This is a genomic window from Cellulomonas carbonis, from assembly GCF_014636275.1.
In the GTDB taxonomy this organism is placed as follows: Bacteria; Actinomycetota; Actinomycetes; order Actinomycetales; family Cellulomonadaceae; genus Actinotalea; species Actinotalea carbonis.
Window position 1 is genome coordinate 61,677 of the sequence record NZ_BMEB01000003.1, and the last position, 23,398, is coordinate 85,074.

Annotated in this window: 24 protein-coding genes, 1 pseudogene and 1 riboswitch; of the genes and pseudogenes, 9 read left to right on the forward strand and 16 right to left on the reverse strand. The window is 73.8% G+C overall.

The genetic code is table 11. From position 1 onward, the window contains the following. Positions 1–8 precede the first annotated feature (8 nt). Positions 9–917 carry a prenyltransferase gene (locus IEV86_RS10245; protein WP_052426405.1) on the forward strand — a complete coding sequence of 303 codons (909 nt, stop codon included), beginning with the start codon at positions 9–11 and terminating at the stop codon, positions 915–917. Between the two features lie 36 nt (positions 918–953). Here the strand turns inward: IEV86_RS10245 and IEV86_RS10250 are convergent, their stop codons facing one another. The 11 genes and pseudogenes from IEV86_RS10250 to IEV86_RS10300 form a co-directional block, all read right to left on the reverse strand. Next, the gene (locus IEV86_RS10250; RefSeq protein ID WP_043608295.1) at positions 954–1,646 is read right to left on the reverse strand and encodes a 4a-hydroxytetrahydrobiopterin dehydratase; all 693 of its coding nucleotides are present in this window, start codon (positions 1,644–1,646) and stop codon (positions 954–956) included. Between the two features lie 132 nt (positions 1,647–1,778). Beyond that, positions 1,779–2,711, reverse strand: a complete 933-nt coding sequence (locus IEV86_RS10255) for an ABC transporter permease (RefSeq protein WP_081978858.1) — start codon at positions 2,709–2,711, stop codon at positions 1,779–1,781. Next, the gene (locus tag IEV86_RS10260; RefSeq protein ID WP_202595188.1) at positions 2,708–3,817 is read right to left on the reverse strand and encodes an ABC transporter ATP-binding protein; all 1,110 of its coding nucleotides are present in this window, start codon (positions 3,815–3,817) and stop codon (positions 2,708–2,710) included. The genes IEV86_RS10255 and IEV86_RS10260 overlap by 4 nt, the downstream gene beginning before the upstream one ends. Then, the gene (locus tag IEV86_RS10265) at positions 3,814–5,052 is read right to left on the reverse strand and encodes a hypothetical protein (RefSeq protein WP_043608293.1); all 1,239 of its coding nucleotides are present in this window, start codon (positions 5,050–5,052) and stop codon (positions 3,814–3,816) included. The genes IEV86_RS10260 and IEV86_RS10265 overlap by 4 nt, the downstream gene beginning before the upstream one ends. Before the next feature lie 436 nt (positions 5,053–5,488). After that, positions 5,489–6,499, reverse strand: coding sequence for a ribonucleotide-diphosphate reductase subunit beta (locus IEV86_RS10270; RefSeq protein ID WP_043606704.1), 1,011 nt, complete (start codon positions 6,497–6,499; stop codon positions 5,489–5,491). Between the two features lie 58 nt (positions 6,500–6,557). Further along, the gene (locus IEV86_RS10275) at positions 6,558–9,386 is read right to left on the reverse strand and encodes a ribonucleoside-diphosphate reductase subunit alpha (protein WP_081978732.1); all 2,829 of its coding nucleotides are present in this window, start codon (positions 9,384–9,386) and stop codon (positions 6,558–6,560) included. Between the two features lie 111 nt (positions 9,387–9,497). Beyond that, a riboswitch (cobalamin riboswitch) is annotated at positions 9,498–9,713 on the reverse strand. A 235-nt stretch (positions 9,714–9,948) separates the two neighbouring features. Next, positions 9,949–10,614 (reverse strand): winged helix-turn-helix domain-containing protein, encoded by a 666-nt coding sequence (locus IEV86_RS10280; protein ID WP_152605650.1) that lies wholly within the window; start codon positions 10,612–10,614, stop codon positions 9,949–9,951. 227 nt (positions 10,615–10,841) lie between these two features. Continuing rightward, entirely contained in the window at positions 10,842–12,110 is a 1,269-nt protein-coding gene (locus IEV86_RS10285; protein WP_043606706.1) for a histidine--tRNA ligase, read from the reverse strand. A gap of 84 nt (positions 12,111–12,194) precedes the next feature. Then, positions 12,195–12,830, reverse strand: a complete 636-nt coding sequence (gene upp / locus IEV86_RS10290; protein ID WP_043606708.1) for a uracil phosphoribosyltransferase — start codon at positions 12,828–12,830, stop codon at positions 12,195–12,197. Between the two features lie 40 nt (positions 12,831–12,870). Further along, the gene (locus IEV86_RS10295; RefSeq protein WP_043606710.1) at positions 12,871–13,848 is read right to left on the reverse strand and encodes a hypothetical protein; all 978 of its coding nucleotides are present in this window, start codon (positions 13,846–13,848) and stop codon (positions 12,871–12,873) included. 141 nt (positions 13,849–13,989) lie between these two features. Then, a pseudogene (locus tag IEV86_RS10300) lies at positions 13,990–14,616 on the reverse strand (NAD(P)-dependent alcohol dehydrogenase); the annotation flags it as partial. A 60-nt stretch (positions 14,617–14,676) separates the two neighbouring features. Here IEV86_RS10300 and IEV86_RS10305 point away from each other — a divergent pair. From IEV86_RS10305 to tadA, 3 genes are all read left to right on the forward strand, one after another. Next, positions 14,677–15,144, forward strand: a complete 468-nt coding sequence (locus IEV86_RS10305) for a GNAT family N-acetyltransferase (RefSeq protein WP_043606712.1) — start codon at positions 14,677–14,679, stop codon at positions 15,142–15,144. 93 nt (positions 15,145–15,237) lie between these two features. Further along, the gene (locus IEV86_RS10310; RefSeq protein ID WP_043606714.1) at positions 15,238–15,846 is read left to right on the forward strand and encodes an FMN-binding negative transcriptional regulator; all 609 of its coding nucleotides are present in this window, start codon (positions 15,238–15,240) and stop codon (positions 15,844–15,846) included. 108 nt (positions 15,847–15,954) lie between these two features. Further along, positions 15,955–16,392 (forward strand): tRNA adenosine(34) deaminase TadA, encoded by a 438-nt coding sequence (tadA, locus tag IEV86_RS10315; RefSeq protein WP_043606743.1) that lies wholly within the window; start codon positions 15,955–15,957, stop codon positions 16,390–16,392. Positions 16,393–16,426: 34 nt separating this feature from the next. On the opposite strand, the gene IEV86_RS10320 is transcribed toward tadA, so the two are convergent. Then, on the reverse strand, positions 16,427–17,659 hold the full coding sequence (locus tag IEV86_RS10320; RefSeq protein WP_043606716.1) for a cytochrome P450: 1,233 nt from the start codon (positions 17,657–17,659) through the stop codon (positions 16,427–16,429). Positions 17,660–17,816: 157 nt separating this feature from the next. Between IEV86_RS10320 and IEV86_RS10325 the strand changes: the two genes are divergently transcribed. After that, on the forward strand, positions 17,817–18,059 hold the full coding sequence (locus IEV86_RS10325; protein WP_043606718.1) for a hypothetical protein: 243 nt from the start codon (positions 17,817–17,819) through the stop codon (positions 18,057–18,059). Between the two features lie 33 nt (positions 18,060–18,092). Here the strand turns inward: IEV86_RS10325 and IEV86_RS10330 are convergent, their stop codons facing one another. Together IEV86_RS10330 and IEV86_RS10335 are read right to left on the reverse strand one after the other, a co-directional pair. Next, the gene (locus tag IEV86_RS10330) at positions 18,093–18,572 is read right to left on the reverse strand and encodes a VOC family protein (RefSeq protein ID WP_043606720.1); all 480 of its coding nucleotides are present in this window, start codon (positions 18,570–18,572) and stop codon (positions 18,093–18,095) included. A gap of 89 nt (positions 18,573–18,661) precedes the next feature. Beyond that, a complete protein-coding gene (locus IEV86_RS10335) occupies positions 18,662–19,054 on the reverse strand; it encodes a VOC family protein (protein ID WP_043606745.1) in 393 nt (130 codons plus the stop codon). A 174-nt stretch (positions 19,055–19,228) separates the two neighbouring features. Between IEV86_RS10335 and IEV86_RS10340 the strand changes: the two genes are divergently transcribed. Together IEV86_RS10340 and IEV86_RS10345 are read left to right on the forward strand one after the other, a co-directional pair. Then, positions 19,229–20,224 carry a sigma-70 family RNA polymerase sigma factor gene (locus IEV86_RS10340; RefSeq protein WP_052426217.1) on the forward strand — a complete coding sequence of 332 codons (996 nt, stop codon included), beginning with the start codon at positions 19,229–19,231 and terminating at the stop codon, positions 20,222–20,224. Positions 20,225–20,311: 87 nt separating this feature from the next. Further along, the gene (locus tag IEV86_RS10345; protein WP_052426218.1) at positions 20,312–21,043 is read left to right on the forward strand and encodes a TSUP family transporter; all 732 of its coding nucleotides are present in this window, start codon (positions 20,312–20,314) and stop codon (positions 21,041–21,043) included. Here the strand turns inward: IEV86_RS10345 and IEV86_RS10350 are convergent. Further along, positions 21,033–21,548: a GNAT family N-acetyltransferase gene (locus IEV86_RS10350; protein WP_202595166.1), complete on the reverse strand. Its 516-nt coding sequence runs from the start codon at positions 21,546–21,548 to the stop codon at positions 21,033–21,035. The genes IEV86_RS10345 and IEV86_RS10350 overlap by 11 nt on opposite strands. 80 nt (positions 21,549–21,628) lie before the next feature. Between IEV86_RS10350 and IEV86_RS10355 the strand changes: the two genes are divergently transcribed. After that, positions 21,629–22,051: a VOC family protein gene (locus IEV86_RS10355; protein WP_043606724.1), complete on the forward strand. Its 423-nt coding sequence runs from the start codon at positions 21,629–21,631 to the stop codon at positions 22,049–22,051. A 111-nt stretch (positions 22,052–22,162) separates the two neighbouring features. Then, positions 22,163–22,330 carry a heme biosynthesis protein HemY gene (locus IEV86_RS10360; RefSeq protein ID WP_152605652.1) on the forward strand — a complete coding sequence of 56 codons (168 nt, stop codon included), beginning with the start codon at positions 22,163–22,165 and terminating at the stop codon, positions 22,328–22,330. An 87-nt stretch (positions 22,331–22,417) separates the two neighbouring features. Here the strand turns inward: IEV86_RS10360 and IEV86_RS10365 are convergent, their stop codons facing one another. Further along, on the reverse strand, positions 22,418–23,254 hold the full coding sequence (locus IEV86_RS10365; RefSeq protein ID WP_043606750.1) for an NAD-dependent protein deacetylase: 837 nt from the start codon (positions 23,252–23,254) through the stop codon (positions 22,418–22,420). Positions 23,255–23,398 lie beyond the last annotated feature (144 nt).

Consider the following 23,398-nt stretch of genomic DNA (forward strand, 5'->3'; position numbering starts at 1 on the left):
GGGCGGAGATGGGTGCGGGCACAGGGCCGGGTGCCGGCGCGGGTCGACGGTCCGCCGGGGCGGTCATCCGGGAGCTCACGCTGAGCTCGCGGCCGCTGAGCTGGGTCAACACCGCGTACCCGTTCGGCGCGGCGTACCTCATGAGCACGCGCGAGGTCGACCTGACGTTCGTCGTCGGGGTCCTGTTCTTCCTCGTCCCGTACAACCTGCTGATGTACGGGATCAACGACGTCTTCGACTACGAGTCGGACCTGAAGAACCCGCGCAAGGGCGGCGTCGAGGGTGCGCTGCTCGACCGGCGGCTGCACCGCACGACGCTCCTCGCGTCGACCCTGCTGCCGGTGCCGTTCGTGGCGTACCTCGTCGCCGTGGGTGACCCGCTGTCGTGGCTCGTGCTCGCGTTCTCGCTCTTCGCGGTCGTCGCCTACTCCGCGCCGCGGCTCCGGTTCAAGGAGCGGCCGGTGCTGGACTCGATGACGTCGAGCACGCACTTCGTCTCGCCCGCGCTGTACGGGCTCGTGCTCGCCGGGAACGGGATCGGCGCGGGCGCGTGGTGGGTGCTCGCCGGGTTCTTCCTGTGGGGCATGGCGAGCCAGGCGTTCGGCGCGGTGCAGGACGTCGTCGCCGACCGCGCCGCGGGCATCGGGTCGGTCGCGACGGTGCTCGGTGCGCGGCCGACGGTGTGGTTCGCGTTCGCGGCGTACGCCGTCGGGGGCCTGCTCATGCTCGCGGTCCCGTGGCCCGGGCCGCTCGCGGCGCTGCTCGTGCTGCCGTACCTGGCGATCGTCTGGCAGTTCCGCGGGATCACCGACGAGACGGCCGAAACGGCGAACCGCGGCTGGCGGCAGTTCCTCGGCGCCAACTACGTCGTCGGGTTCCTCGTGACGATGCTGCTGATCTGGGCCGTGCTGCGCTGAGGAACGTCGACGTCACGTAGGCGCCGCGCCGCGGTCTCAGGCGACGCAGACGACGCCCGTGTTCCCGTCCTGGTCCGCGATCACGGTGAGCGACGGCGACTCGCTGTCGTCGACGACGGTCCCGCCCGCGGCGACGGCAGCGGCGATGCGCCCCTCGGCGACCTCTGCCGGGACGTAGACCTCGACGTGGAACCGCTGACGTGCGGTCGCGGCGTCGTCGTCGGCGGCGTCGCCGAACCAGAGGTTCGGCACCCGCCCGGTGGCGTCCCGGACCTCGTCGCTGGGGGACCCGCGGCCCTGCGAGGCGGGGTCGCCCGTGAGCAGCGCCGCCCACACGGGAGCGATCGTCGAGGAGCTGGTCGTGTCCAGGCCGAGCTCGACGACGCTGACCGAGGACGGGTCCGCGGTGAGCCCGTGCTCGGCGGCGACCTCGGTGATGCGTCGGGCCACGTCGACGTCCTTCTGGGTGACCCACTCGACGACGTGCTCGGTGGTCTGGTCCTCGCGGTAGACCGCGTCGGGGCTCACGAGCTTGAGGTCGACGTGGTTCCGACCGATCGACACGGTCGGGTGGTGGCCGAGCGCGTCGCCCGCCTCGCCGATCGCGGCGACGAATCGAGCGGCGGCACCGAAGTCGTCGACGAGGTACCGGGCGTGCAGGCCCTGGGCGAGCTTGCGCCAGTCGGTGAGCTCGGCTGAGGCGATCGCCGAGCCGCTGAGCATGTCCATGGTGGCCCCCTGCTGGTCATGTGCTCGTGCGTTCCTGACGGTAGGGCGGGCGCGACCCGGCGTCCAGGCCCTCGCGGCTCGGCGGATCCGCCGTCTCCCGTCGCGACGGACCGCGATCCACCGGCCCGCCTCCTACAGGTCCCGCCGCCCGAACGACACCGCGGCGAGCGCCCAGATCATCGCGACCCACACCGCCGCCCAGACCAGGTAGGTCCACGTCAGCGGCGCTGCGCCGAGGAACGGGAAGGCCGCGGCCTCCTCGCCCCCGAGCCGCAGGAACGCCGACGGGTCCTGGAACGCGTGCATCGCGCCGCGCCACAGCCCGTCGGTCGGCAGGAGCATCCGGGAGATCGGCCCGACGCGCGCGACGGCGTCGTTGCCGAGCGACTCGCCGATCCCGGCGACGACGCCCGCGATCCACGTCGCGCCGAACAGGCCGACCGCGACGACGCCCGACGCCATCGGCGACACGAGCGTCGACAGCAGCAGCGCGAGCGTGAGCAGCGCGACCGTCTGCGCGGCGAGCAACGCGAGCGCGACGGCGGGCCGGGGCGGCCAGTAGCCGACCGTCGCCTGCACGACGAGGCACTGGGCGAGCCCGGCGACGACGACGAACCCGGACCCGAACCCGACGAGCCCGAGCCACTTGCCGAGCAGGAACGCCCACCGCCGGACCGGTCGGGCCAGCACGGAGAGCGCGATCCCGGACTCGGTCTCACCCGCGAGCGTCGGTCCCGCGAGGAACGCCGTCCCGAGCGCGGCGATGAGGCTGAACCCGAACATCACCAGGTTCAGCATGATCGACGCGGTCAGTCGTGCCTCGCCGCTGGTCAGGGTGTCCGGGCCGGCCTCGGCCGCGAGCCGCGAGAAGCCCCACGCGCTGAGCGCGAGCAGGACGACGGTCAGCGCGGCGAGCGCGAGCAGGACGCGGCGCCGGGACGCCTCGCGGAGCGTGAGGGCGGCGATCGTCCCGACCGTGCGGAGGGGGTTCGGGGTGCGCGAGCCGAGGTCCGGGCTGACCCCGTCGCCCGCGACGCCGCCCGTCGTCGTGCCCAGCGCGTTCATGCGTCGCCTCCGTGGCCGGACCGGAGGATGCCGAGCAGGCGGTCCTCGAGCGTGATGCGCCCCGGCTCGACCGCGTGAACCCGTGCGCCGAGACGCACGAGGTCGCGGACGAGGTCGGGGACGGGGTCGGTGAGCGGGACCGCGGCGTCGTCGGCCGGGTCCGTGAGCGGGACCGCGGCGTCGTCGGCGGGGAGCGAGAGCGTGTACCAGCCGTCGGCCTCTCGGACGGAGCCCGTCGCCGCGAGCCGCGCGGCGACGTCGGCCGTGACCCCGCTCAGCCGCAGCCGCACCTCGCGCTGGCCGAGCAGCTCCGCGAGCGAGCCCGACGCAGCGACCCGCCCGCCGTCGAGGATGACGACGCGGTCGCACACGCGCTCGACCTCACCGATGAGGTGCGAGTTGAGCAGGACCGCGACGCCGTGCGCCCTCAGGTCGAGCACGATGTCGCGGACGTCCGCGCGGCCGAGCGGGTCCAGCGCGCTGGTCGGCTCGTCGAGGACCACCAGCTGCGGGCGCACGACGAGCGCGACGGCGAGCCCGAGGCGCTGCTGCATGCCCTTCGAGAACCCGCCCACGCGGTCGTCCGCCCGCCCGGCGAGCCCCACGAGCGCGAGCCGGTCGAGCCGCTCGCGCTCGGCGACGTCGACCTGTGCGAGCCGCACGTGGAACGCCATGACCTCGGCCGCCGTGAGCCACGGCTGGTAGCGGAACAGCTCGGGCAGGTAGCCCACCCGGGCGCGGGCCGCCGGGTCGGTCGTCGGTCGGCCGAGCAGCATGGACTCGCCGCCGTCGGGCCGGACGAGCCCCAGCAGCATCTTGATCACCGTCGTCTTGCCCGCGCCGTTGGGTCCCAGCAGGCCGACGACCTCGCCGCGGCCCACCTCGAACGACACGTCCTGCACCGCGGGCCGCCGGCCGAACGACTTGCGTAGCCCCGAGCACCAGATCGCGGGCGACGGCGGGAGGGCCGCCACGAGCTCGGCCGCCGTCCGCCGCGCGGCGGGTGCGTCGTCGGGCGATGTGCCCGGGGGAGGCGTCGCCGGCTGCGGCACCGCGCTCTGCGGCCCCGCGCTCTGCGGCCCCGCGCTCTGCGGTGCCGCGCTCACCCGAGGTCCCGCGCGACAGCGAGGACCTCGTCCGCGTCGAGCGGGCCGCCGACGACGGTGACCACGCCGTCGTCGACCCAGACGACCGCCGCGACCGTGCGGTCCCGGGACTCGAGGAGGGTCGCCGGTGCTCCGTCGACGTCGGTCGCGGACGTCACGACCTCGTCGGCCGGCACCGGGATCGGCAGCGTCGAGCCGTCCGCGGCGAACGTGCGCAGCTGGGCGGCGACGTCGTCGGGCAGGCCCGGCAGGGAGAGCAGGTAGTCGCGCGCGACCTCGAGCGCGACGCCGTCCGACGACGCCGTGGGCGCCACCGCGCGCGCGACGACGAGCGTCGGCGTGCCGTCGTCGGCCCACACCTGCGCCCACCCGGGGCCCGCGACGAGCTCGACTCGGCTGCCGTCGAGCCCCGGCGGAGGGGGCGGCAGCGTCACGTCGTCGTCGGTGGCGGCGCGGGTCGCACGGGCGGCGTGGTCGGCCGAGAAGGTGAACGTCGCGCGCACCTCGCCGACGGTGCGGTGGTCGGGCTCGCCCTGGACGCCGCGCGGGAGGTCGGTCACCGTCGGGACGGCCAGCCCGGTCCGGTCGGCGGCGGCGGACGCGTCGGTGGCGTCGCGCACGTCCGGCTCGGTGACCTCGAGGTCGCCGTACGCGCTCAGGTCCGGCAGCGCGACCAGGTCCTCGGGGGTGACGCTGAGCGGCGCGACCTGCTCGGTCCGGAACATCGGCACCCACCCGTTCGCGGCGGCGGTGCCCGCTCCGGCGAGGACGCCCGCGACGGCGACGACGGCGAACGCGGGACGGCGGAGGAGGGCGGCCGGTCGGCGGCGCGCGGTGCGGTGCGGTCGTGCGGCGGTCGAGGTGGCGGGGCCGATCGGGCGGGAGGCGGCGGCGTCCGGCGTGCGGATGACGGGTCCGGCGTCGGACGGGTGGGCAGCGGTGGCAGGCGCCGTGGGGGTGGGGAACCCGGCGGCGGGTGGCTGGGTGGCGTCGGACGCGACGGTGGGCGATCCGGCGGCGGGCGGCCGGGTGGCGTCGGACGTGACGGTGGGGGATCCGGCGGCGGAGGCGCGGATCGCGGGACCGGCGCCACGTGTCCCGCTGACCGGCGCCCGCACGGCGGCGAGCGCGTCCAGGCACGCATCGCAGGACGCGACGTGCGCACGCCGCTCGTCGGGGACGGCCGCGGGCTCGTCGACGAGGCGGCGCAGCTCCTCGGGATCGGCGTGACGCATGGGGGCTCCTGTGACTCGGTGCGATGGGCGGCGGCCCCGGTCGGGACCGAGCCGCCCGTGGTGCCCGGCGCATCGGCGGAGCACCTCGTGCCCATCGAGTCTCACTCGCTCTCTATCGAAAGTCAATAGATCGCCGGACCCAGGTGCGGCGCGGCCCCCGCTGTGTGAAGGGTTCGGTCCGCGTGGCGCCCCGAACCCTTCACCTAGCCGGCGCGGCCGCCAGTCGACGCTCTGCGGAGTCCGTCGGTCGAGTTCCGGTCGACGGGCTCCGCACGAGCGGGCCGACGAGCAGGGGCCCGGGCAGTCGACCGACCGCCCGGGCCCGCGCCTCCGCGCCTCCGCGCGCCGCGGCCCCGCGCCTCCGAGGTTCCGCGCCCCGCCTCCCGCGCCTCCGAGGTTCCGCGCCCCGCCTCCCGCGCCTTCGCGGGCCCGCCTGTCAGCGGGCCGTCGACGCGCTCGCGTTGACCTCGTAGCTCGTGTTGGTCGCCTCGAAGAAGTTGACCAGCTGGAGCGTGTCGTTCGCCGCGGCCATCCACTTGGCCGGGTTGCTCACCCGGTAATGCGGCTCGAAGCCGAGCTCCTCCAGGCGCCGGTCGGCGAGGTACCTGACGTACTGGTTCACGTAGTCGGCGTTGAGGCCGAGGATCCCGTGCGGCAGCAGGTCGTGGTTGTACGCCTCCTCCATCGCGACCGCGTCGAGGACCATCTGCCGGATCTCGTCGGCGAACTCGGGCGTCTGCAGGTCCTCGTTCTCCTCGAGCACCGTGAGGATGAGGTTGATCCCGAACTTCAGGTGCAGGGACTCGTCCCGGACGATCCAGTCGATGAGCGACCCGAAGTTCCGCAGCAGGTTCCGCTGCCGGAAGCTCAGCGCGACCATGAACCCGGAGTAGAACCAGATCCCCTCGAGGATGATGTTGTACGCGACGAGGTTCCGGACGAAGTCGCGCTTCCCCTCGGTGGTCGTGATGTCGAGCGTCTGCTCCGTCATCCGCCGGATGTAGTGGACCTCGAACTCCTCCTTCGCGGCCATCGACGGCACGGTCACGTGCGAGTCGTACGCCTCGGCGCGGTCGATCGGGAACGTCTCGAGGACGTACTCGAACGACATGCAGTGGTTGGCCTCCTCCCACATCTGCTTCGCGAGGTACAGGTGCGCCTCGGGAGCGTTGATGTACGGGTAGACGCCGAACGCGAGCGCCTTGTTGACGAGCAGCTCGTTCGGGTTGAAGTACGACATCAGGAACGTGACGGCGTGCTTCTCCTCGTCCGTCATGCGCGAGAAGTCGGCGAGGTCCTCACCGAGCTGGATCTCGTTCGGGAACCACGTGTTCGCGACGGCCTGGTCGTACAGGTCCATCGCCCACTGGTAGCGGACGGGCTTGAGGAGCAGTCCCTCGGAGATGCCGGTGCCGAGGATCGACGTGCGTGCGGTCGTGCTGGTCATGGCTGGTCCTCCTGCGTCGTGGGGAGAGTGGTCGGGCGGGGTGCGGTCGCGCGTGCCGTCACTGGCAGGACTCGCACTGCAGCCGCTCCATGGGGTCGACCGGGCACGCGACCCCGTCGACGACGTCGGTCACGTCGGTCACCTCGAGCACGACGTCCGGCACGACGGCCGACGACGGCGCGTCATCCGGCTGGGTGGTCGACGGCGCCGCCTCCTGCGCGACCGCCGACGGCGACGCCACGCGTCCGAAGCCGAAGCCACCGCGCGCGGGAGCGGTGGCGCCCACCGACGGTGCGCTGGGCGCGGCCGGCGCGCCGGACGTGGTCGGCACCAGTGCAGGGGCCGGGCCCCCGTCCACCCCGGACGGTCGCACCGTCGCGACCGGCGTCGCCGTCGTCGGAGCGGCCGACGCGAACCCGAACCCGCGCCGCGGCGTCGTCGTGGGCGCGCTCGCCGCACCACCCGCCCCGCCGACACCCGCACCCGGCCGCACCTCGGCCTTGTTGACCCGCACGGTCGACTGCTCGGCCGTGTGCCGGGGCTTCATGTGCAGGTAGTACGTCGTCTTGACGCCGCGCTCCCAGGCCGCCTGGTACAGCGCCGCCATCTCGCCGACGTCGCGCGACGCGAGGTAGATGTTCCGCGAGATGGCCTGGTCGATCCACTTCTGCGCACGGGCCGCAACCTCGACGAACGCGTACGGCGACAGGTCGAAGCTCGTCCGGTAGACGGCCCGCAGGTGCTCGGGCACGCCGGGCACCGCCGAGAGGTCGCCCTGGGCGGCGAGCAGGTCGTCGCGCACGTCCTCCCAGATGCCGAGGCGCTGCAGGTCGTGCACGAGGTTCCGGTTGACCTCGAGGAACTTCCCCGACGACGTCGCGCGGCTGAAGATCTGCGAGAACTGCGGGTCGAGGCCCGGCGTCGTACCCGCGACGAGCCCGATCGACGCCGTCGGCGCGATCGCCATGAGCGTCGCGTTGCGCATGCCGCCCGCAACCTTCTCGCGCAGCACGTCCCAGTCGAGCCGCACGGTCCGGTCGACCTGCACGGGCACGCCGCGGTCGGCCTCGAGGCGGTCGAGCGTGTCGATCGGCACGAGGCCCTTCGACCAGCCGGAGCCCGCGAAGTTCGCGTACGGGCCGCGCTCGCGTGCGAGGTCGGCGCTCGCGTCGATCGCGTGGTAGCTGATGAACTCGACGACGCGGTCGATGAGCTCGTACGCCTCCTCGGACTCGTAGGCGTACCCGAGCCGCTCGGTGACGTCCGTGAAGCCCATCACCCCCAGGCCAACGGCACGGTTGGCCCGGTTCGCGCGCTCGGACTCGTCGACCGAGGAGAGCGTGATGTCGACGAGGTTGTCGAGCTGCCGCACCGCGAGGCGCACCGACGCGCGCATGCGGTCCCAGTCGAGCTCGCCGTCGACGAGGTGCGCCGCGAGGTTGATCGACGCGAGGTTGCAGACGGCGATGGTGTCGCGGTCCTGCGGCAGGCAGATCTCCGTGCAGAGGTTCGACAGGTGGATCGTGCCCGTGTTGTCGTTGAGCGCCCGCGCGTTGATCGAGTCCTTCCACGTGAGCCACGGGTGCGACGTCGTCTGCAGCGAGATGAGCATCGCCGTCCACTGCTCGCGCGCCTTCATGCGCCGGAAGCGGCGGATGCGGCCGGCCTGCGCGTCGGCGACGTACTCGGCGTAGCGCGCGGAGAACGCGCTGCCCACGAGCTCGACGAGGTCGGGCGTGTCCGCGGGGTCGAACAGGTACCAGTCGTCGTCGGCCGCGACGCGCTTCATGAACTCGTCGGAGATCCACACCGCGGTGTTCGCGGTGCGCGTGCGGCGGTACGGGTCGCCCGAGTTCTGGCGCAGGTCGAGGAACTGCGGGAAGTCGAGGTGCCAGTTCTCCATGTAGAAGCACAGCGCGCCGAACTTCTTGCCGCCGCGGGACACCGCGCGCAGCGTCGAGTCGATGGTGTGCATGAACGGGATGGGCCCGGTCGAGGTCGTGTTGTTGGAGCGGATGGGGGATCCCTCGGACCTCAGCTTCGTCACCGACAGCCCGATCCCACCCGTCCCCTTGGTGAGCCACATGACGTTCCGCACCGACGTCGCGATGTGCTCGATGTCGTCGTCCATCTGCATGACGAAGCAGTTCGACAGCTGCGGGTACGAGGTCCCGGCGTTGACGAGCGTCGACCCGGCCGGCAGGTACTCGAGCCGGGCGATGCGGCGGTAGAACTCGACCGCCTGCTCGGTCGGTCGCTCCTCGTTGAGCGACAGTCCCATCGCGACCCGCATCCAGAAGTACTGCGGCACCTCGAGCGGCCGGCCGTGCCGGTCGTTGATCATGTAGCGGTTCCGCATGGTGACGGTGCCGATGTACCGCAGCCGCTCGTCGTGGTGGTGGTCGAGCGCCGCGGCGAGGGCGTCGAGGTCGAAGTGCGTCACGAGCCGCGGGTCGAGCAACCCGTCCTCGACGGCGTCGCGCACGTACCCCGGGAAGCGCGCCTGGTGCAGCAGCGCGAGCTCGAGGTCGGTCTCGTAGCCGCCGAGCACGCGCTTGTAGATCACCTTGCGCAGCAGGCGCGCGGCGATCGTGTCGAAGTCGGGGTCGTCCTTGACGTTCTGGACCGCGACGGCGACGGCGGCCTCGTCGAGCTGCTCGGTCGTGATCCCGTCGAACAGCGTGATGGCGAGCTCGGACGCGATCTGCGTGACCTTGGAGATCTGGTCCGGCAGGCCGACGGCGGCGCGCTCGATCGCGCGGTTGATGCGGTCGGCGTCGTACGGCTCCTGCGTCCCGTCGCGCTTGGTGACGTGGACGCGGCGCACGGGGACGACGGCGTCGTCGGCGCCTGGTGCGCTGGTGGGTGAGGGGGCGGTGAGGGTCATGGTCGCGGGACTCCCGGTCGGCCTGAGGGCTGCGGAGCCCTGGGTCGACGGGTGCGCGCGGGCGCATGGCCGCCGAGCCCTCCCGAGAGGCTCCGGAACCGACGCGCACCGGCGGTGCGCGTACCGACGGCAGGTCTTCGGACTCGTGGGCACTCCGCACGCTCTCGCGTGCGGCGTCCTACCGGCCGTCGCTTCCCGGGCCGAGGCCCAGTGCTTCATGACGGCTGTCGTTCCCACTCACCGCTGCGGGGCAGTCCCGGATTCCCACCGGGTTCCCTCTTGCCTCACCCGGGGCGACCCGGGTGAACCGTCGGCGAGCACGACCCTAGTGGCTCGTCGGGCAGGTGACCACAACATGTGGGCGTGTCGAGTCGCCCGCATCCCACATCTTGGGCCCGCCACGCGGCGGCCTCAGCGCTCCGCCGAGATCAGCCTTCGTGTCTGCGAGTCGCGCGACTCGCCGACGCGAACCCTCATCTCGACGAGGGGGTGGGTGGGGGAGGCACTGCCGGGCCGCGGAGCGGAGCCCCCCTGGCCTCACGCGGCCCGGCAGCACGCGTCCTCAGTCGGCATCCCCCGAGCCGACGAGGACGATGTCGGGTGTGAGGTCCCATCGGTACCCCACACCCCGGACGGTGACGATCCGCAGGCAGCCCCCCAGCTTCTCCCGCAGTCGCCGCACGTGGACGTCGATGGTCCGTGTCGTGCCTGCCGTCACGTTCTTGTGCCACACCTCGTGCAGCAGCTCCGCGCGGTCCACGGCCCGGTTGGGCCGGCGCAGGAGGTACTCGAGGAGGGCGAACTCCTTGAAGGTCAACGCGACGGACTCTCCGTCGACCGTCACGTCGCGGGCCACCGTGTCGACGACGACGGCCGGCGCCGACTCGTCGTCGACCACGGCCGGCGTCTGGCCCCACACGGCGCCGGCCCGCTCGAGGGCGGTCATCGAGGCGTGCACGGACGAGATCTCAGCGCCCAGGCGGGCGACGGCGCCGCGGACGCGGCTCGACGGGGAGACCGCGAGGAGCGGTCGGGCGGTGACGAGCGGCCCGGCGTCGGCGACGAGCCGGTCGATCCGGGCCGCGAGCTCGACGAGGGCCTCGCGGCCGGCCTCGCCGGACCCGGGCGCCGCGGCCACGTGCACGACCAGGCCGGGGCGCTCGTCAGGGCGCTGCCGCGGCACCGCTGACGCCGGGGCGTCAGTCACAGTCACCGGGACAGCAGTCATAGTGAGAGTGTGACCGTCGGGGTGGAGATCGCCAACTGTGAATGCCGCGGAATCTCGCCATCTGAGACGAGATTCACTCGGACGGAGCGCTGACCTGCGCTGACCGTCGTCACCCGGGGTTGTGATCACGGTATCCGCAGGTCCAGCGGTCGGCACGCGTGAGCCCGACGACAGTCAGGACCCACGCATCGGGCACGGCTCGGGGACGTCGACTCCCGAAACCGTCCTCAGGGACGCGAGAGCTCGCGGAGCGCGTGCGGGTCCTGCCCCGGCCGCGCGTCCGCTACGTGGGTGAAGCCCTGGGCCACGAGCCCGTCGAAGAACGTCCCGCTCACCTTGCGCGGCGGCCGGACGAGCGTGACCGACGCGCCGTCGGCCTGGAGGCCCTCGCGCAGGCGCAGCAGCTCGGCGGGGTCGGCGTCGCCGTGCAGGAGGGCGATCCGGCGGGCCGCGGCGACCGGGTCGGGCAGCAGGTCGATGATCCGCTCGAACCCGATCGAGAACCCGCACGCCGGGACGTCGCGGCCGAGCCACTTGCCGACGACGGCGTCGTACCGGCCGCCGCCCGCGACCGAGCCCGAGCCGGCGGTGTGGCGGATCTCGAAGATCGGGCCCGTGTAGTAGCCCATGCCGCGCACGAGCGACGCGTCGAACGCCACGCGCGCGTCGGGCAGGACCGCCACGACGGCCGCGACGATGGCAGGCAGGTCGTACAGGCCGACCTCGGTCCCGCCGACGTCGACCCGACCGGTCCGCAGCGGCGCGTCCTCGGGGCCCGCCTGGTCCTGCAGGGCCGTGATCGTGTCGAGCAGGCGGCGCACGACGTCGTCGTCGGCGAGGCCCTTGCGCGAGACCTCGGCCGCGACGCCGTCGGGGCCGATCTTGTCGAGCTTGTCGAGCGCGATGAGCGTCTCGGGGACCGACGCCGCCTCGACGCCCGCGGCCTCGAGCAGGTCCTGCAGGACGCGTCGGTCGTTCACCAGGAGCGTCACGTCGTCGCCCATGCCGAGCGCGTCGAAGGCCTGGAGCGTCGAGACCAGCAGGTCGACCTCGGCGAGGATCCCCGCCTCGCCGATCACGTCGATGTCGCACTGCGTGAACTGGCGGAAGCGACCCTTCTGCGGGCGCTCGGCACGCCAGACGGACCCGATCTGCAGCGACCGGAACACGCTGGGCAGCTCCGCGGCGTGCGACGCGTAGAAGCGCGTGAGGGGGACCGTCAGGTCGTAGCGGAGGGCGAGGTCCGTCGCGTCCGCGGGTGCGACGGGTTCCTTGGGGTCGAGACCGCGGCGCAGGATCTCGAAGAGCATCGACTCGTTCTCGCCACCCTGGTTGGACCGCAGGCGGGAGAGCGGCTCGATGGCCGGCGTCTCGATCTCGGTGAACCCGTTGCGGCGGTAGGTCGCGCGGATCGTGTCGAGGATCGCGTCCCGCTTCGCCTTGTCCTTGGGGAGGATGTCTCGCATCCCGCGAGCAGGGACGACCGCCTTGACCATGGCCGCGAGTCTACGGGGGCGCGGCGGTGCCCCCGGGTCCGACGGCGCCCCTGGACGGCCGGGCGGCGCCGTGACCCGCCGGGGTCAGACCAGGCCGTAGAGGCGGTCGCCCGCGTCGCCGAGGCCCGGGACGATGTACGCCTTCTCGTTGAGGCGCTCGTCGACGGCGGCGACGACGACGGTCACGTCGGCACGGTCGCCCACGTGGTCCTCGACGACCTTGAGGCCCTCGGGCGCTGCCAGCAGGCAGATGCACGTGACGTCGCGCGCGCCGCGCTCGAACAGGTAGTCGATGCTCGCCACGAGCGTGCCGCCGGTCGCGAGCATCGGGTCGAGGACGAAGCACTGGCGGCCCGAGAGGTCCTCGGGGAGCCGGTTCGCGTACGTGATGGCCTGCAGCGTCTCCTCGTCGCGCTGGAGCCCGAGGAAGCCGACCTCGGCCGTCGGGAGCAGGCGCGTCATGCCCTCGAGCATCCCCAGTCCTGCGCGCAGGATCGGGACGACGAGCGGGCGCGGGTCCGCGAGGTGCGTGCCGGTCGTCCGGGCGACCGGGGTGTCGATCTCGACGGGCACGGTGTGCACGTCGCGCGTGGCCTCGTACGCGAGGAGCGTCACGAGCTCGTCGACCAGCAGCCGGAAGGTCGGCGACTGCGTGCGGACGTCCCGCAGCACGGTGAGCTTGTGGGCGACGAGCGGGTGGTCGGCGACGTGCAGGCGCATGGCTGCACGGTACCGGCTGGGCGGCGTGCCGGACCGGGCCCTACGCCGCGTCGTCCCACCAGCGCAGGACGCGCGCCGCGTGGAAGGTGAGCCACGGCGACGGCTCACCGGGCGGGACGTCGACCTCGAACCACGCCCGTCCGGCGTGACGTCGCTCCTGGACCCATGTGCCGTCCGGGCGCCGGGCTGCGCGGACCGACTCGACCGCCTCGGCGCAGCGCGGGTCCGGGGGTGTCCCGTCGTGCAGCGAGGCCGCGCGCAGGTGGTCGAGCGCCTTGAGGGCGCTGTACACCCAGCGGAACGGGTACGCCAGGTGCGTGGCCCACGGGCCGACGAGATCGCCGGTGGACAGGCGGTGCAGCAGACGGCGCTCGAGCAGGTACTCCTCGCCCGCGTGCCGCGCCGCGCGCAGCTCGTCCGACCCGCCGGTCGCCACCTCGTGCCAGAGCAGGCCGCGGACGGCGTTGAGGGTCGAGTGGAACGACGAGCGCGTCGACCCCTCGACCCACTCGCAGTTCCACCCGCCGTCGGGCTGGCGGTGCTCGACGAACCAGCGGCCCAGCCCCGACACGTCGGCGCCGAGCCAGGCGCCGTTGGCGAGTGTGTACGCGTTGATGCACGCGTCGACCTCGCCGTCCCAGTAGGGCAGGTCGTCGTACTCCCAGCGGCTGCTCCGTGCGAGTCGCTCGGCCGTGTCGCCGAGGACCGACGCGTCGACGCCCCACTCGCGCAGGTCGTTGAGCGACCACGTGGTCGCCGTCCACGGCTGGCCGTCGCCGTCGGCGGGCTCGGGACCCGTGAACCCGACGGGGAAGTACGCGCCGCCCGCCCACTGGCCGTCGTCGTCCTGCAGCGCCAGCAGGCGGGCGCCGAAGCCTTCGGTCGCGACGCGCGCCCGTGTCGCGCGCCAGACGTCCTCGGGCGCGTCCGCGAGGTCGCGCTCGACCTGCCAGCGCAGGGCGGGGTCGGTGTCGAGCAGCCAGGTGAGGGCCGCCGGGTCGATCGGGTCAGCCGCCATGGCCGGACGCTACTGCGGGGCGCCGACACCGCACGAGGGGTCGGGGCGCGCCCGGTCCCACGGGGCCCACGGCACTGCCGGTGCCCACGGTGCCGACGACCCACGGTGCGGGGCCGCCTCAGCGACCCCGCACCGTCCGGCTCACGCGAACGTCGAGGCGTCGATCACGAACCGGTAGCGCACGTCCGAGGCGAGCACGCGCTCGTACGCCTCGTTGATCCGGTCGGCCGGGATGACCTCGACTTCTGCGCCGATGCCGTGCTCGGCGCAGAAGTCGAGCATCTCCTGCGTCGTCGCGATGCCGCCGATCATCGAGCCCGCGTACGACCGGCGCCCGCCGATCAGCGAGAACACGTTGAGGCTGAGCGGCTCGGCGGGGGCGCCGACGTTGACGAGCGTGCCGTCCACCGCCAGCAGGCCGAGGTGCGCGTCGACGTCGATCGGCGCGCTCACGGTGTTGACGACGAGGTCGAAGGTGCCGGCGAGGCGCTCGAACGTCGTGGGGTCCGACGTCGCGAAGTAGTGGTCAGCCCCGAGGCGCAGCCCGTCCTCCTGCTTCTTGAGCGACTGCGACAGGACGGTGACCTCGGCGCCCAGCGCGTGGGCGATCTTGACGGCCATGTGGCCGAGCCCGCCGAGCCCGACGACGGCGACCGTGCGGCCCGGCCCCGCGCCCCACTTCCGGAGGGGCGCGTAGGTCGTGATGCCCGCGCACAGCAGCGGCGCGGCCGCGGCCGGATCGAGGCTCTCGGGCACCGAGAGCACGAACTTCAAGTACTTGAAGTCAAAGGGTGGTCGAGGCGGCGGACGGCGACCTACCGTGACGGCGTGACGGTCACCCTGCGGGAGATCACCGACGACAACCGCGCGGCGGTCCTCGCGCTGCGCACGACGCCGGACCAGGAGCGCTTCGTCACGTCCGTCGAGGACTCGCTCGACGAGGCGGCCGACCACCCCGAGGGCAACCCCTGGTACCGCGCCGTGTACGACGACGACGACCCGGTCGGGTTCGTCATGCTCAGCTGGGACGTCGCCCCGCGGCCGCCCGACATCAACGGTCCCTGGTTCCTGTGGAAGCTCCTCGTCGACCACAGGTCCCAGGGACGCGGCTACGGGCGGGAGGTCGTGCGCCAGGTCGTCGAGATCGTGCGCGAGCACGGCGGGACCGAGCTCCTCACGAGCCACGTCCCGGGAGACGGGAGCCCGGCCGGCTTCTACGCGCGCCTCGGGTTCGTGCCGCGGGGCGACCTCGACCCCGAGGGCGAGATCATCCTGCGACTGCTCGTGTGGCGCTGACGAGACGCGTGCACGTCGTCGGCGCGCCCGGCCCGCGTCGTGGCAGCCTGGTCGAGGTCGCCCGAACGCGGCGCCGGACACGAGGAGCGCCCGATGCGTCACACGCCGCGGTACCTGATGACGGACCCGGAGGAGGTCAAGCGGCTCGTCCGCGAGCACCCGTGGGCGACGTTCGTCAGCGCGACGGCGAACGGCCTGGTCGCCTCGCACTACCCCGTCCTGCTCGACGAGGAGGCCGAGGGCATCGTGGTGCTCAGCCACGTCGGTCGGCCCGACGACGAGCTGCACGAGCTCGGCCGCCACGAGGTGCTCGTCATTGTCCAGGGACCGCACGACTACGTGTCGCCCAGCTGGTACGCGCCGGGCGACGTCATCCCGACCTGGAACCACGTGACCGCGCACCTGTACGGGACGCCGGAGATCCTCGACGAGGAGGAGAACTACGCCGTCCTGTCGCGTCTGACCGACCACTTCGAGCAGCACCACCCGCACGGTCGCTCGCTCGCCGACGACGAGGCCGGGACCCGGCGCGTCGCGAAGGGGACCGTCGGCCTGCGGATCCGGGTCGACCGGTTCGACGCGCGCGCCAAGCTCAGCCAGAACAAGCCCGCCGACGTGCGCGAGACCGTCACGGCGCACCTCGAGGCGCGCAACCCCGCGCTCGCGGCCGAGATGCGTCGGCACGCGCCGCCGAGCGCGTAGGCGGCGGGCACGCGACGGCGGGCGCCCGGACCGCTCGCGGTCTGCGATCGTGGGCGCGACCCACCCGACGACCTGGAGGACCGCGTGCGCGAGGACGACGCCCGCCTCATGCGTGAGGCGATCGCCGAGGGGCGCCTCGCGCTCGCGACCGAGGACGTGCCCGTCGGCGCCGTCGTCGTCGGGCCGGGCGGCGCCGTCGTCGGGCGGGGGCACAACGCGCGCGAGGCCACGGCAGACCCCACCGCGCACGCCGAGGTGCTCGCGCTGCGCGACGCGGCCCGGGCGCTCGGGCGGTGGCGGCTCGACGACTGCACGCTCGTCGTCACGCTCGAGCCGTGCGCGATGTGCGCGGGTGCGATCGTGCTCGCGCGGATCCCGCGGCTGGTGCTCGGGGCGTGGGACCCGAAGGCGGGTGCGACGGGCTCGGTGCACGACCTCGTGCGCGACCGGCGCCTCAACCACCGCGTCGAGGTGGTCGGCGGCGTGCTCGAGGACGAGTGCGCGACGCTGCTGACGGACTTCTTCGGCGAGCGGCGCGAGGCGTAGCCCGGCCGCGCGTGCGGGGCGGCCGACGCCCGGCTCAGCGCAGCAGCAGGGGCGCGGAGACGAAGCCGCCCGCGGGCGGACGCTCGCGCTCGCGGGGACGGTCCGGGTCGGGCTCGACCGCGGTCGTCGCCGCGAGGACCGCGCGCGTGAGCGCACGCAGCTCGAGCGTCGCGAGCGGTCGGCCCGGGCAGACGTGCTTCCCGATGCCCCAGACCAGGTTGTACGGCGCGTTCGCCTCGGGGTCGAACGCGTCCGGGTCGCCGAAGACGCGCGGGTCCCGGTTCGCGGCGGTCCAGTTGACGATGACCTGGTCGCCCGCGGCGACGTGCCGCCCGCCGAGCGTGACGGGCTCGGTCGCGATGCGGCGGTTGCTGACGAAGGGGTCGTCGATCCGCAGGATCTCGTCGAGCACGCGGTCGAGCTCGCGGTCCGGGACGCCGGCGCGCAACCGCGCCTGGAGGTCCGGGTGGTCCGCGAGGTAGGTGAGCACGACGCCGGCGCACAGGGCCATCGACGCGAGGTCGCCGCCGGTCCAGTTGCGCAGGACCGACACGATCTCCTCGTCCGTGAGCGGCCGGCCGTCGACGCGGTCGCGCACCAGCTCGGTCGTCACGTCGTCGGGGGCGTCGTCGCCCGCGTCACGGCGCGCGTCCGTGAGGGACCGGATGATCGCGGTGAAGCGCTGCGCGACGGCGGCGGTGCGAGCGCGGTCGCGCGAGCGGGTCGCGGACCGGTTGTCCTCGACCCAGTCGAGCAGCTCCTCCTCGAGCGACGTCGGCCAGCCCAGCCACGCGCTCTGCGCCCGGACCGCGAAGCGCGCGCCCACGGTGACGGCGTCGACCGGCCCGGGCACGTCGACCGCGGCCACGAGCTCGGTCGCGACGCGACGGATCACGGGCTCGGCCGCGCGCACCCGCTCGGGCGTGAAGTACCGGTCGACGACGGCGCGGTACGCGGAGTGCTCGGCGCCGTCCATGCCGTTGGGGACCTGCAGGTGGCGCGACACCGCGTTGGAGTACGTCGTGTGGTCGAGCGCGACGGCCATGACGTCGTGGTGCGAGAAGACGGTCCACGCGCCGTCCGGGCCGTGCGCGACGGGACACCGGGACCGCAGCTCGTCGTACGCCGCGACGGGGTCGCGCCGGACCCGCGGCCCCCGCGGGTTCCAGTCCGGCGGGGGCGGCGTCCCGCCGTCGTCCCGGACCGGTGCTCCGCCCCGGAGGTGGTCGTCCGCGGACAGCTCGTCGCTCGGCGTGTGCTCGGTCACCGCCCCATCGTGGCCCGGGTCCCGCCCGGGTGGCACATCGCCGCACGCGGAGGCACACGGACGGTGGTGACGCCGCGCGGGTGGTCCTCGGGGCGGAGCCGGAGGTTCCGTCGGGCGGCCGATCCGCCGCGACGGCGCCGCCCCTACCGTCGAGGGCATGGGTGGACGAGGCAGTCAGCAGGCGGGTGCACCGATCGGCGCCGGGCTCGCGGTGGGCGTCGGCGTCGGCGCGGCGCTGGGGGTCGCGCTCGACAACGTGGCGTTCATGGCGATGGGGATCGCGGTCGGCCTCGCGCTGGGTGCCGCCCTCGACGCGCGCCAGAGGGGTGACTCGAGCGGTGAGGGAGGGACGGGCGGCTGGGGGGACGGTGACGGGGGAGACGGCGGCGGGGGCGACTGAGCGCCCCGCCGCCGCTCCGGCCGTGCGCCGCCGTCAGGCCGGCACGCGCCCGTCGGCCGCGGCCTCGATCGCGGCGATGTCGAGCTTGACCATGCCCATCACGGCGCGCATCGCGCGTCCGTAGCGCTCCGGGTCGGAAGCCATCTCCTCCATCCCCTGCGGGACGACCTGCCACGAGAAGCCGAACCGGTCCGTGAGCCAGCCGCACTGCGACGGCTCGCCGCCGTCGGCGAGGAGGCCGTCCCAGACGCGGTCGAGCTCCTCCTGGTCGGCGACCGTCGCGACCAGCGAGACGGCCGGGCTGAACGTGAAGCTCGGCCCGCCGTTGAGCGCCTGGACCTGGAAACCGTCGATCTCGAAGGTCACGAGCATCACGCTGCCCGCCTGGCCCGGGGTGCCCTCGGGGTAGCGGACCGTGCTCACGATGCGCGAGTTGGGGAAGAGCGAGCAGTAGAGCTCGGCGGCCTGCTCGGCCTGGTCGTCGAACCAGAGGCACGGGGCGAACGTCGTCATCGGGACTCCTCGGGTGGGTCGCCGGCCGGACGGTCGGCAAGGGGTGGTGTGGCCGGTCCGGGCGGACCGGGGTGTGCGGACGGTGCGGGTCAGTTCGCGGTGGGGTCGGCCATGTGGAAGATCTCCCAGACGTGGCCGTCGGGGTCGGTCACGCTGTGGCCGTACATGCCGCCCTCACGGATGGGCGTGCGCGCCTTCCCGCCGTGCGCAACCGCGTTCTCCACGAACCGGTCGACCTCGTCACGGCTCGACGCGGTGAGGGCGTTGAGCACCTGCGTGTGGGTGCGCGCGTCGGTGATCTGGGTGCCGACGAGGAAGTCGGCGAAGCGCGCGTGGACGAGGAGCATCACGCAGATCGTGTCGGACACGACGATGCACGCGGCGTTCTCGTCGGAGTACTGCTCGTTCACCGTGAAGCCGAGCCCGGTGTAGAAGGCGAGGGACTCCTGCAGGTCACGGACCGGCAGGTTGACGAAGATCATGCGCTCCACGGGTGGTCTCCTCGGGGTCGGGGCCGGGCGGTCCCGGCTCGTGCTCTCGTCCGTACCGACCCGGCGGCGCGCCGGAACTCATCGGTGGCCGGCCCCGCCGCAGGTCAGGGGCGTCTTCGGGTCCGGCCCTCCCGCCGTGTCGGTGCGCGGGAGTACGGTCGCCGGGTGACCACGACTGTGACCGAGACCACGTTTCAAGAGCTGGTCCAGCCCCTGCGTCGTGAGCTCGTCGCCCACTGCTACCGGATGATGGGTTCGCTCCAGGACGCCGAGGACCTCGTGCAGGAGACCTACCTGCGCGCATGGCGGTCGTTCGACCGCTTCGAGGCACGTTCGTCGGTGCGGACGTGGATGTACCGCATCGCGACCAACGCGTGCCTCACGGCGCTCGAGGGCCGGTCGCGGCGCCCCCTGCCGACCGGGCTCGGCGCCCCTCCCGGCAACCCGAACGCCGAGCTCCGCACGCGGGACGACGTGCCGTGGCTCGAGCCGCTGCCCGACCGGGTCGTGTGGGGCGAGGCGCCGCCCGACCCGGGCGACGTCGCGACGTCGCGCGACAGCGTCCGCCTCGCCTTCGTCGCGGCGCTCCAGCACCTCACCGCGCAGCAGCGCGCCGTGCTCGTCCTCCGGGACGTCCTGTGCTGGCAGGCGTCGGAGGTCGCGGCGACCCTGGGCACGACCGTCGCCTCGGTCAACAGCGCGCTCCAGCGCGCCCGCGCGCACCTCGCGTCGCTCGACGCCGACGCGGTGCCCACCCTGCCCGACGACGACCCGCGCCTGCGCACGCTCCTCGCCGAGTACGTCAAGGCGTTCGAGGAGTACGACGTCGACCGGATCGTCTCGCTGCTCGCGGCGGACGTGACGTGGCAGATGCCGCCGTTCGAGGAGTGGTACCGCGGCGCGGAGGACGTGGGCGCGCTCATCCGCCGGCACTGCCCGGCCGAGGCCGCGGGCGACCAGCGGTTTCTGGCCACGTCGGCCAACGGGGCGCCGGTCCTGGCGCTCTACATGCGGGACAAGGTGGACGGCGTGCACCGTGCCTTCCAGCTCCAGCACCTCGAGGTCACGCCCGACGGCGTGGCCGCGGTGACGGTGTGGTTCGACAAGGAGCTGTTCACGCGGTTCGGGCTGCCGCTGGAGCTGCCCGTCGTCGACGGCTGACCCGAGGCCCGGTCGTCACCCGACCGGCCCGGCTCGCCTGCCCGCCGCCGGGCCGGGTCCGGAGGTCGGCCTGGGAGACTGCGCGGCGTGACGACGGAGATCCTCGGCCCGGCCGTGCTCGTGGCGGTCGGCGTGGCCGCCGCGTCCGGGGCGCAGGTGCTCAGCGGCATGGGCTTCGCGATGCTCGCGGGACCCTTCCTGGTGCTCGTGCTCGGGCCGACCGAGGGCGTCCGACTCACGATCGCGCTCGGGCTGCTGCTCAACGCCGTGCTGCTCGCGGCGACGTGGTCCTCGGTCCGGTGGGGCGACACGCTGCGGCTCCTCGTCCCGGCCGCCCTGCTCGTGGCACCCGCCGCGTTCGTCACGGGGCGCATGGGTACCGCGTGGGTCACGGGCGCCGCGGGGGTCGCGGTCCTCGCCGGCGTGGCGCTGCTCGCGTCTGGCCTGCGCGCGGCGTGGGTCGAGGGCCCGGCGGGGCCGGTCGCGGCCGGTGCAGCGAGCGGCGTCCTCAACGTCCTCGCCGGGACCAGCGGGCCGCCCATCGCGCTGTTCGTCGCGCACCGGTCGTGGTCGCCGCGCGTCAGCACCGCGACGATGCAGGCGTACTCGCTGCCGCTCAACGTCGTCACGCTCGCGGTGATCGGCCTGCCCTCGGCGGGCGGTGCGCCGCTCGTCGGCGCGGGCGTCGGCCTCGTCGTCGGCGGCGGGCTCGCCTGGCCGTTCGTCCGCCGGATCGGCCCCGCCGTCGTGCGCGCCATGGTGCTCGCGCTCGCGGGCGTGGGCGGGCTCTCGCTGCTGGGCGCCGCGATCACGGGCTGACGGTGCGCTCCTCGCGGACGTGCCACCGCACGACCCCGTCGTCGTCCGTGGTCTCGCGGTCGACGCGGAAGCCGCCCAGCTTCTCGAGCACGCGCAGCGACGGCGTGTTCCACGTCCGGACGGTCGCCCAGATGCGCTCGCGGCCCGTCGCGAACGCCGCGCCGAGCACGCAGCGGGCCGCCTCGGTCGCGTAGCCGCGGCCGCGCGCCTCGGGGAGGAGCTCGTACGCGAGCTCGGGCTCCTCCACGGTCCCGCGCCCGACGACGATCGCGGCGTACCCCGCGGGAGGTCCGCCGTCGCGCGGCCGCAGGACGTACGCGCCGATCCCGTGGTCGCGCGTGAGGGCGTGCATCCCCGCGATGCGTTCCTGCGCCATCGCGGGCGTCACGACACCCGTGCCGCGCGTCGTGAAGAGCTCGGCAAGCCAGTCGGCGTCCGTCGCGCGCTCGCGCGTGAGGAGGAACCGCTCGGTCGCGAGCTGGTCGGGCATCGGCGCGAAGGTCACCGCCCCAGTGAACCGGCTGGGGGGCGTCAGCGCAGGGGCGGGCTTGACGTCGTCGCGCTCGGCACCGGACGCTCCGGCGCATGCGTCTGCACCACGTCCAGGTTGGCTGCCCGCGCGGCGGTGAGGACGACGCCCGCCGCTTCTACGGCGAGGGGCTCGGGATGGTCGAGGTCGACAAGCCGCCACTGCTCGCGGGTCGGGGCGGCTGCTGGTTCCGGTCGTATGCCGACGACCGTGCGGGTGGCCGCGTCGTCGCGGCCGAGATCCACGTCGGCGTCGACGTGCCCGCCACACCCGGGCGCCGCGCCCACCCGGCACTGGTCGTGGACCACGTCCAGGAGCTCGAGGACATCGCGCGGCGGCTGCGCGACCTCGGCTTCGTCGTGGACACCACGGAGAGGCACACCTTCCCGGGGTACGAGCGGTTCCACGCCGTGGACGCCGCCGGGAACCGCGTCGAGGTGATGGCCGAGGCCGGTGCAGGGCGGTCCGGCGACCGGTGACGCGAGCACCGCACCGGGCCTACGGTGGGCACGAGCAGGGCACGAGCAGGGCACGAGCACGGGCGCGAGCACGGCGCGAGCAGGCCAGGGACCAGCCGAGTGGAGACCGCGATGGACGACCGCGTGGGCAGGGACCCCGAGACCCGCGACTTCACGCAGCTCCCTGAGCGTGTCGAGATCGCGGACACCGTCGCGACCCAGGTCGTCGGGCCGCCCGCGGACCCCGCGATGGGCCGGGACCCCGACATGGAGTTCCTGCTGCGCAACGCCGACGACTGAGCGACGCGGTCGCACTGCATCGAGGTGCCTCGCCCCGGGGTCGAGGAGTTCTTCCCCTGCTTCGGGTTCCCCGGCTGACCGGTCGCGTCAGGCCGGCGCGAGGGCGTCGGCGAGCGCGGTGAGCGTCTCGGACGTGCCCGCGTGGACCCGCAGCGTCGCGAGCGCGTCCCCACGCGTCGCGCCGCGGTTGACGACGACGACGGGTCGGCCGGACCGGGCGACGTGCCGGACGAACCGGAAGCCCGACATGACCGCGAGCGACGACCCGGCGACGAGGAGCGCGTCGGCGTCGTCGACCAGCGCGAACGCCCGGTCGACCCGCTCGCGCGGCACGGACTCGCCGAAGTAGACGATCTCGGGCTTGAGCATCCCGCCGCACACGTCGCAGTCGGCCACGACGAAGCCCTGCGTCGACTCGATGACCGCGTCGGCGTCGGGCGCGATCTCGACGTCGGCGACCGCGCCGACCGCCTCGACGAAGCCCGGGTTGAGCGCCTCGAGCCGCTGCGCGAGCGTGTCCCGCGTGACCCGGTGCCCGCAGTCGAGGCACACCACGTCGGCGTAGGTGCCGTGCAGGTCGATGACGCGCCGGCTCCCCGCCAGGTGGTGCAGCCGGTCGACGTTCTGCGTGACGACGCCGACGACGACGCCCGCGTGCTCGAGCCGCGCGAGCGCCCGGTGCCCGGCGTTGGGCTGCGTGCGGTGCACGTACCGCCAGCCGACGTGGTTGCGCGCCCAGTACGTGCGGCGGAAGTCGGGGTCCGACACGAACTGCTGGTAGGTCATCGGCCGACGGGGCGGGGAGTCCGGCCCGCGGTAGTCCGGGATGCCCGAGTCGGTCGAGACGCCCGCACCCGTGATGACGGCGACCCGCCGTCCGCGCAGCAGCTCCACGGCGGCGGGAAGGCCCTCGTCGAGCTCCAGGGCGGGGGTCGACGGCGGGTCGAAGCGCGGGGTGATCGTGCGCGGGGTGACCGTCGGTGGCGCCGCGGGAGGACGCGAGGAGGGGGCGGTCACCGGGTCACGGTACGTCCCGATCCTGGAGGTCGCCGGGCCCTGCGGGGGTCC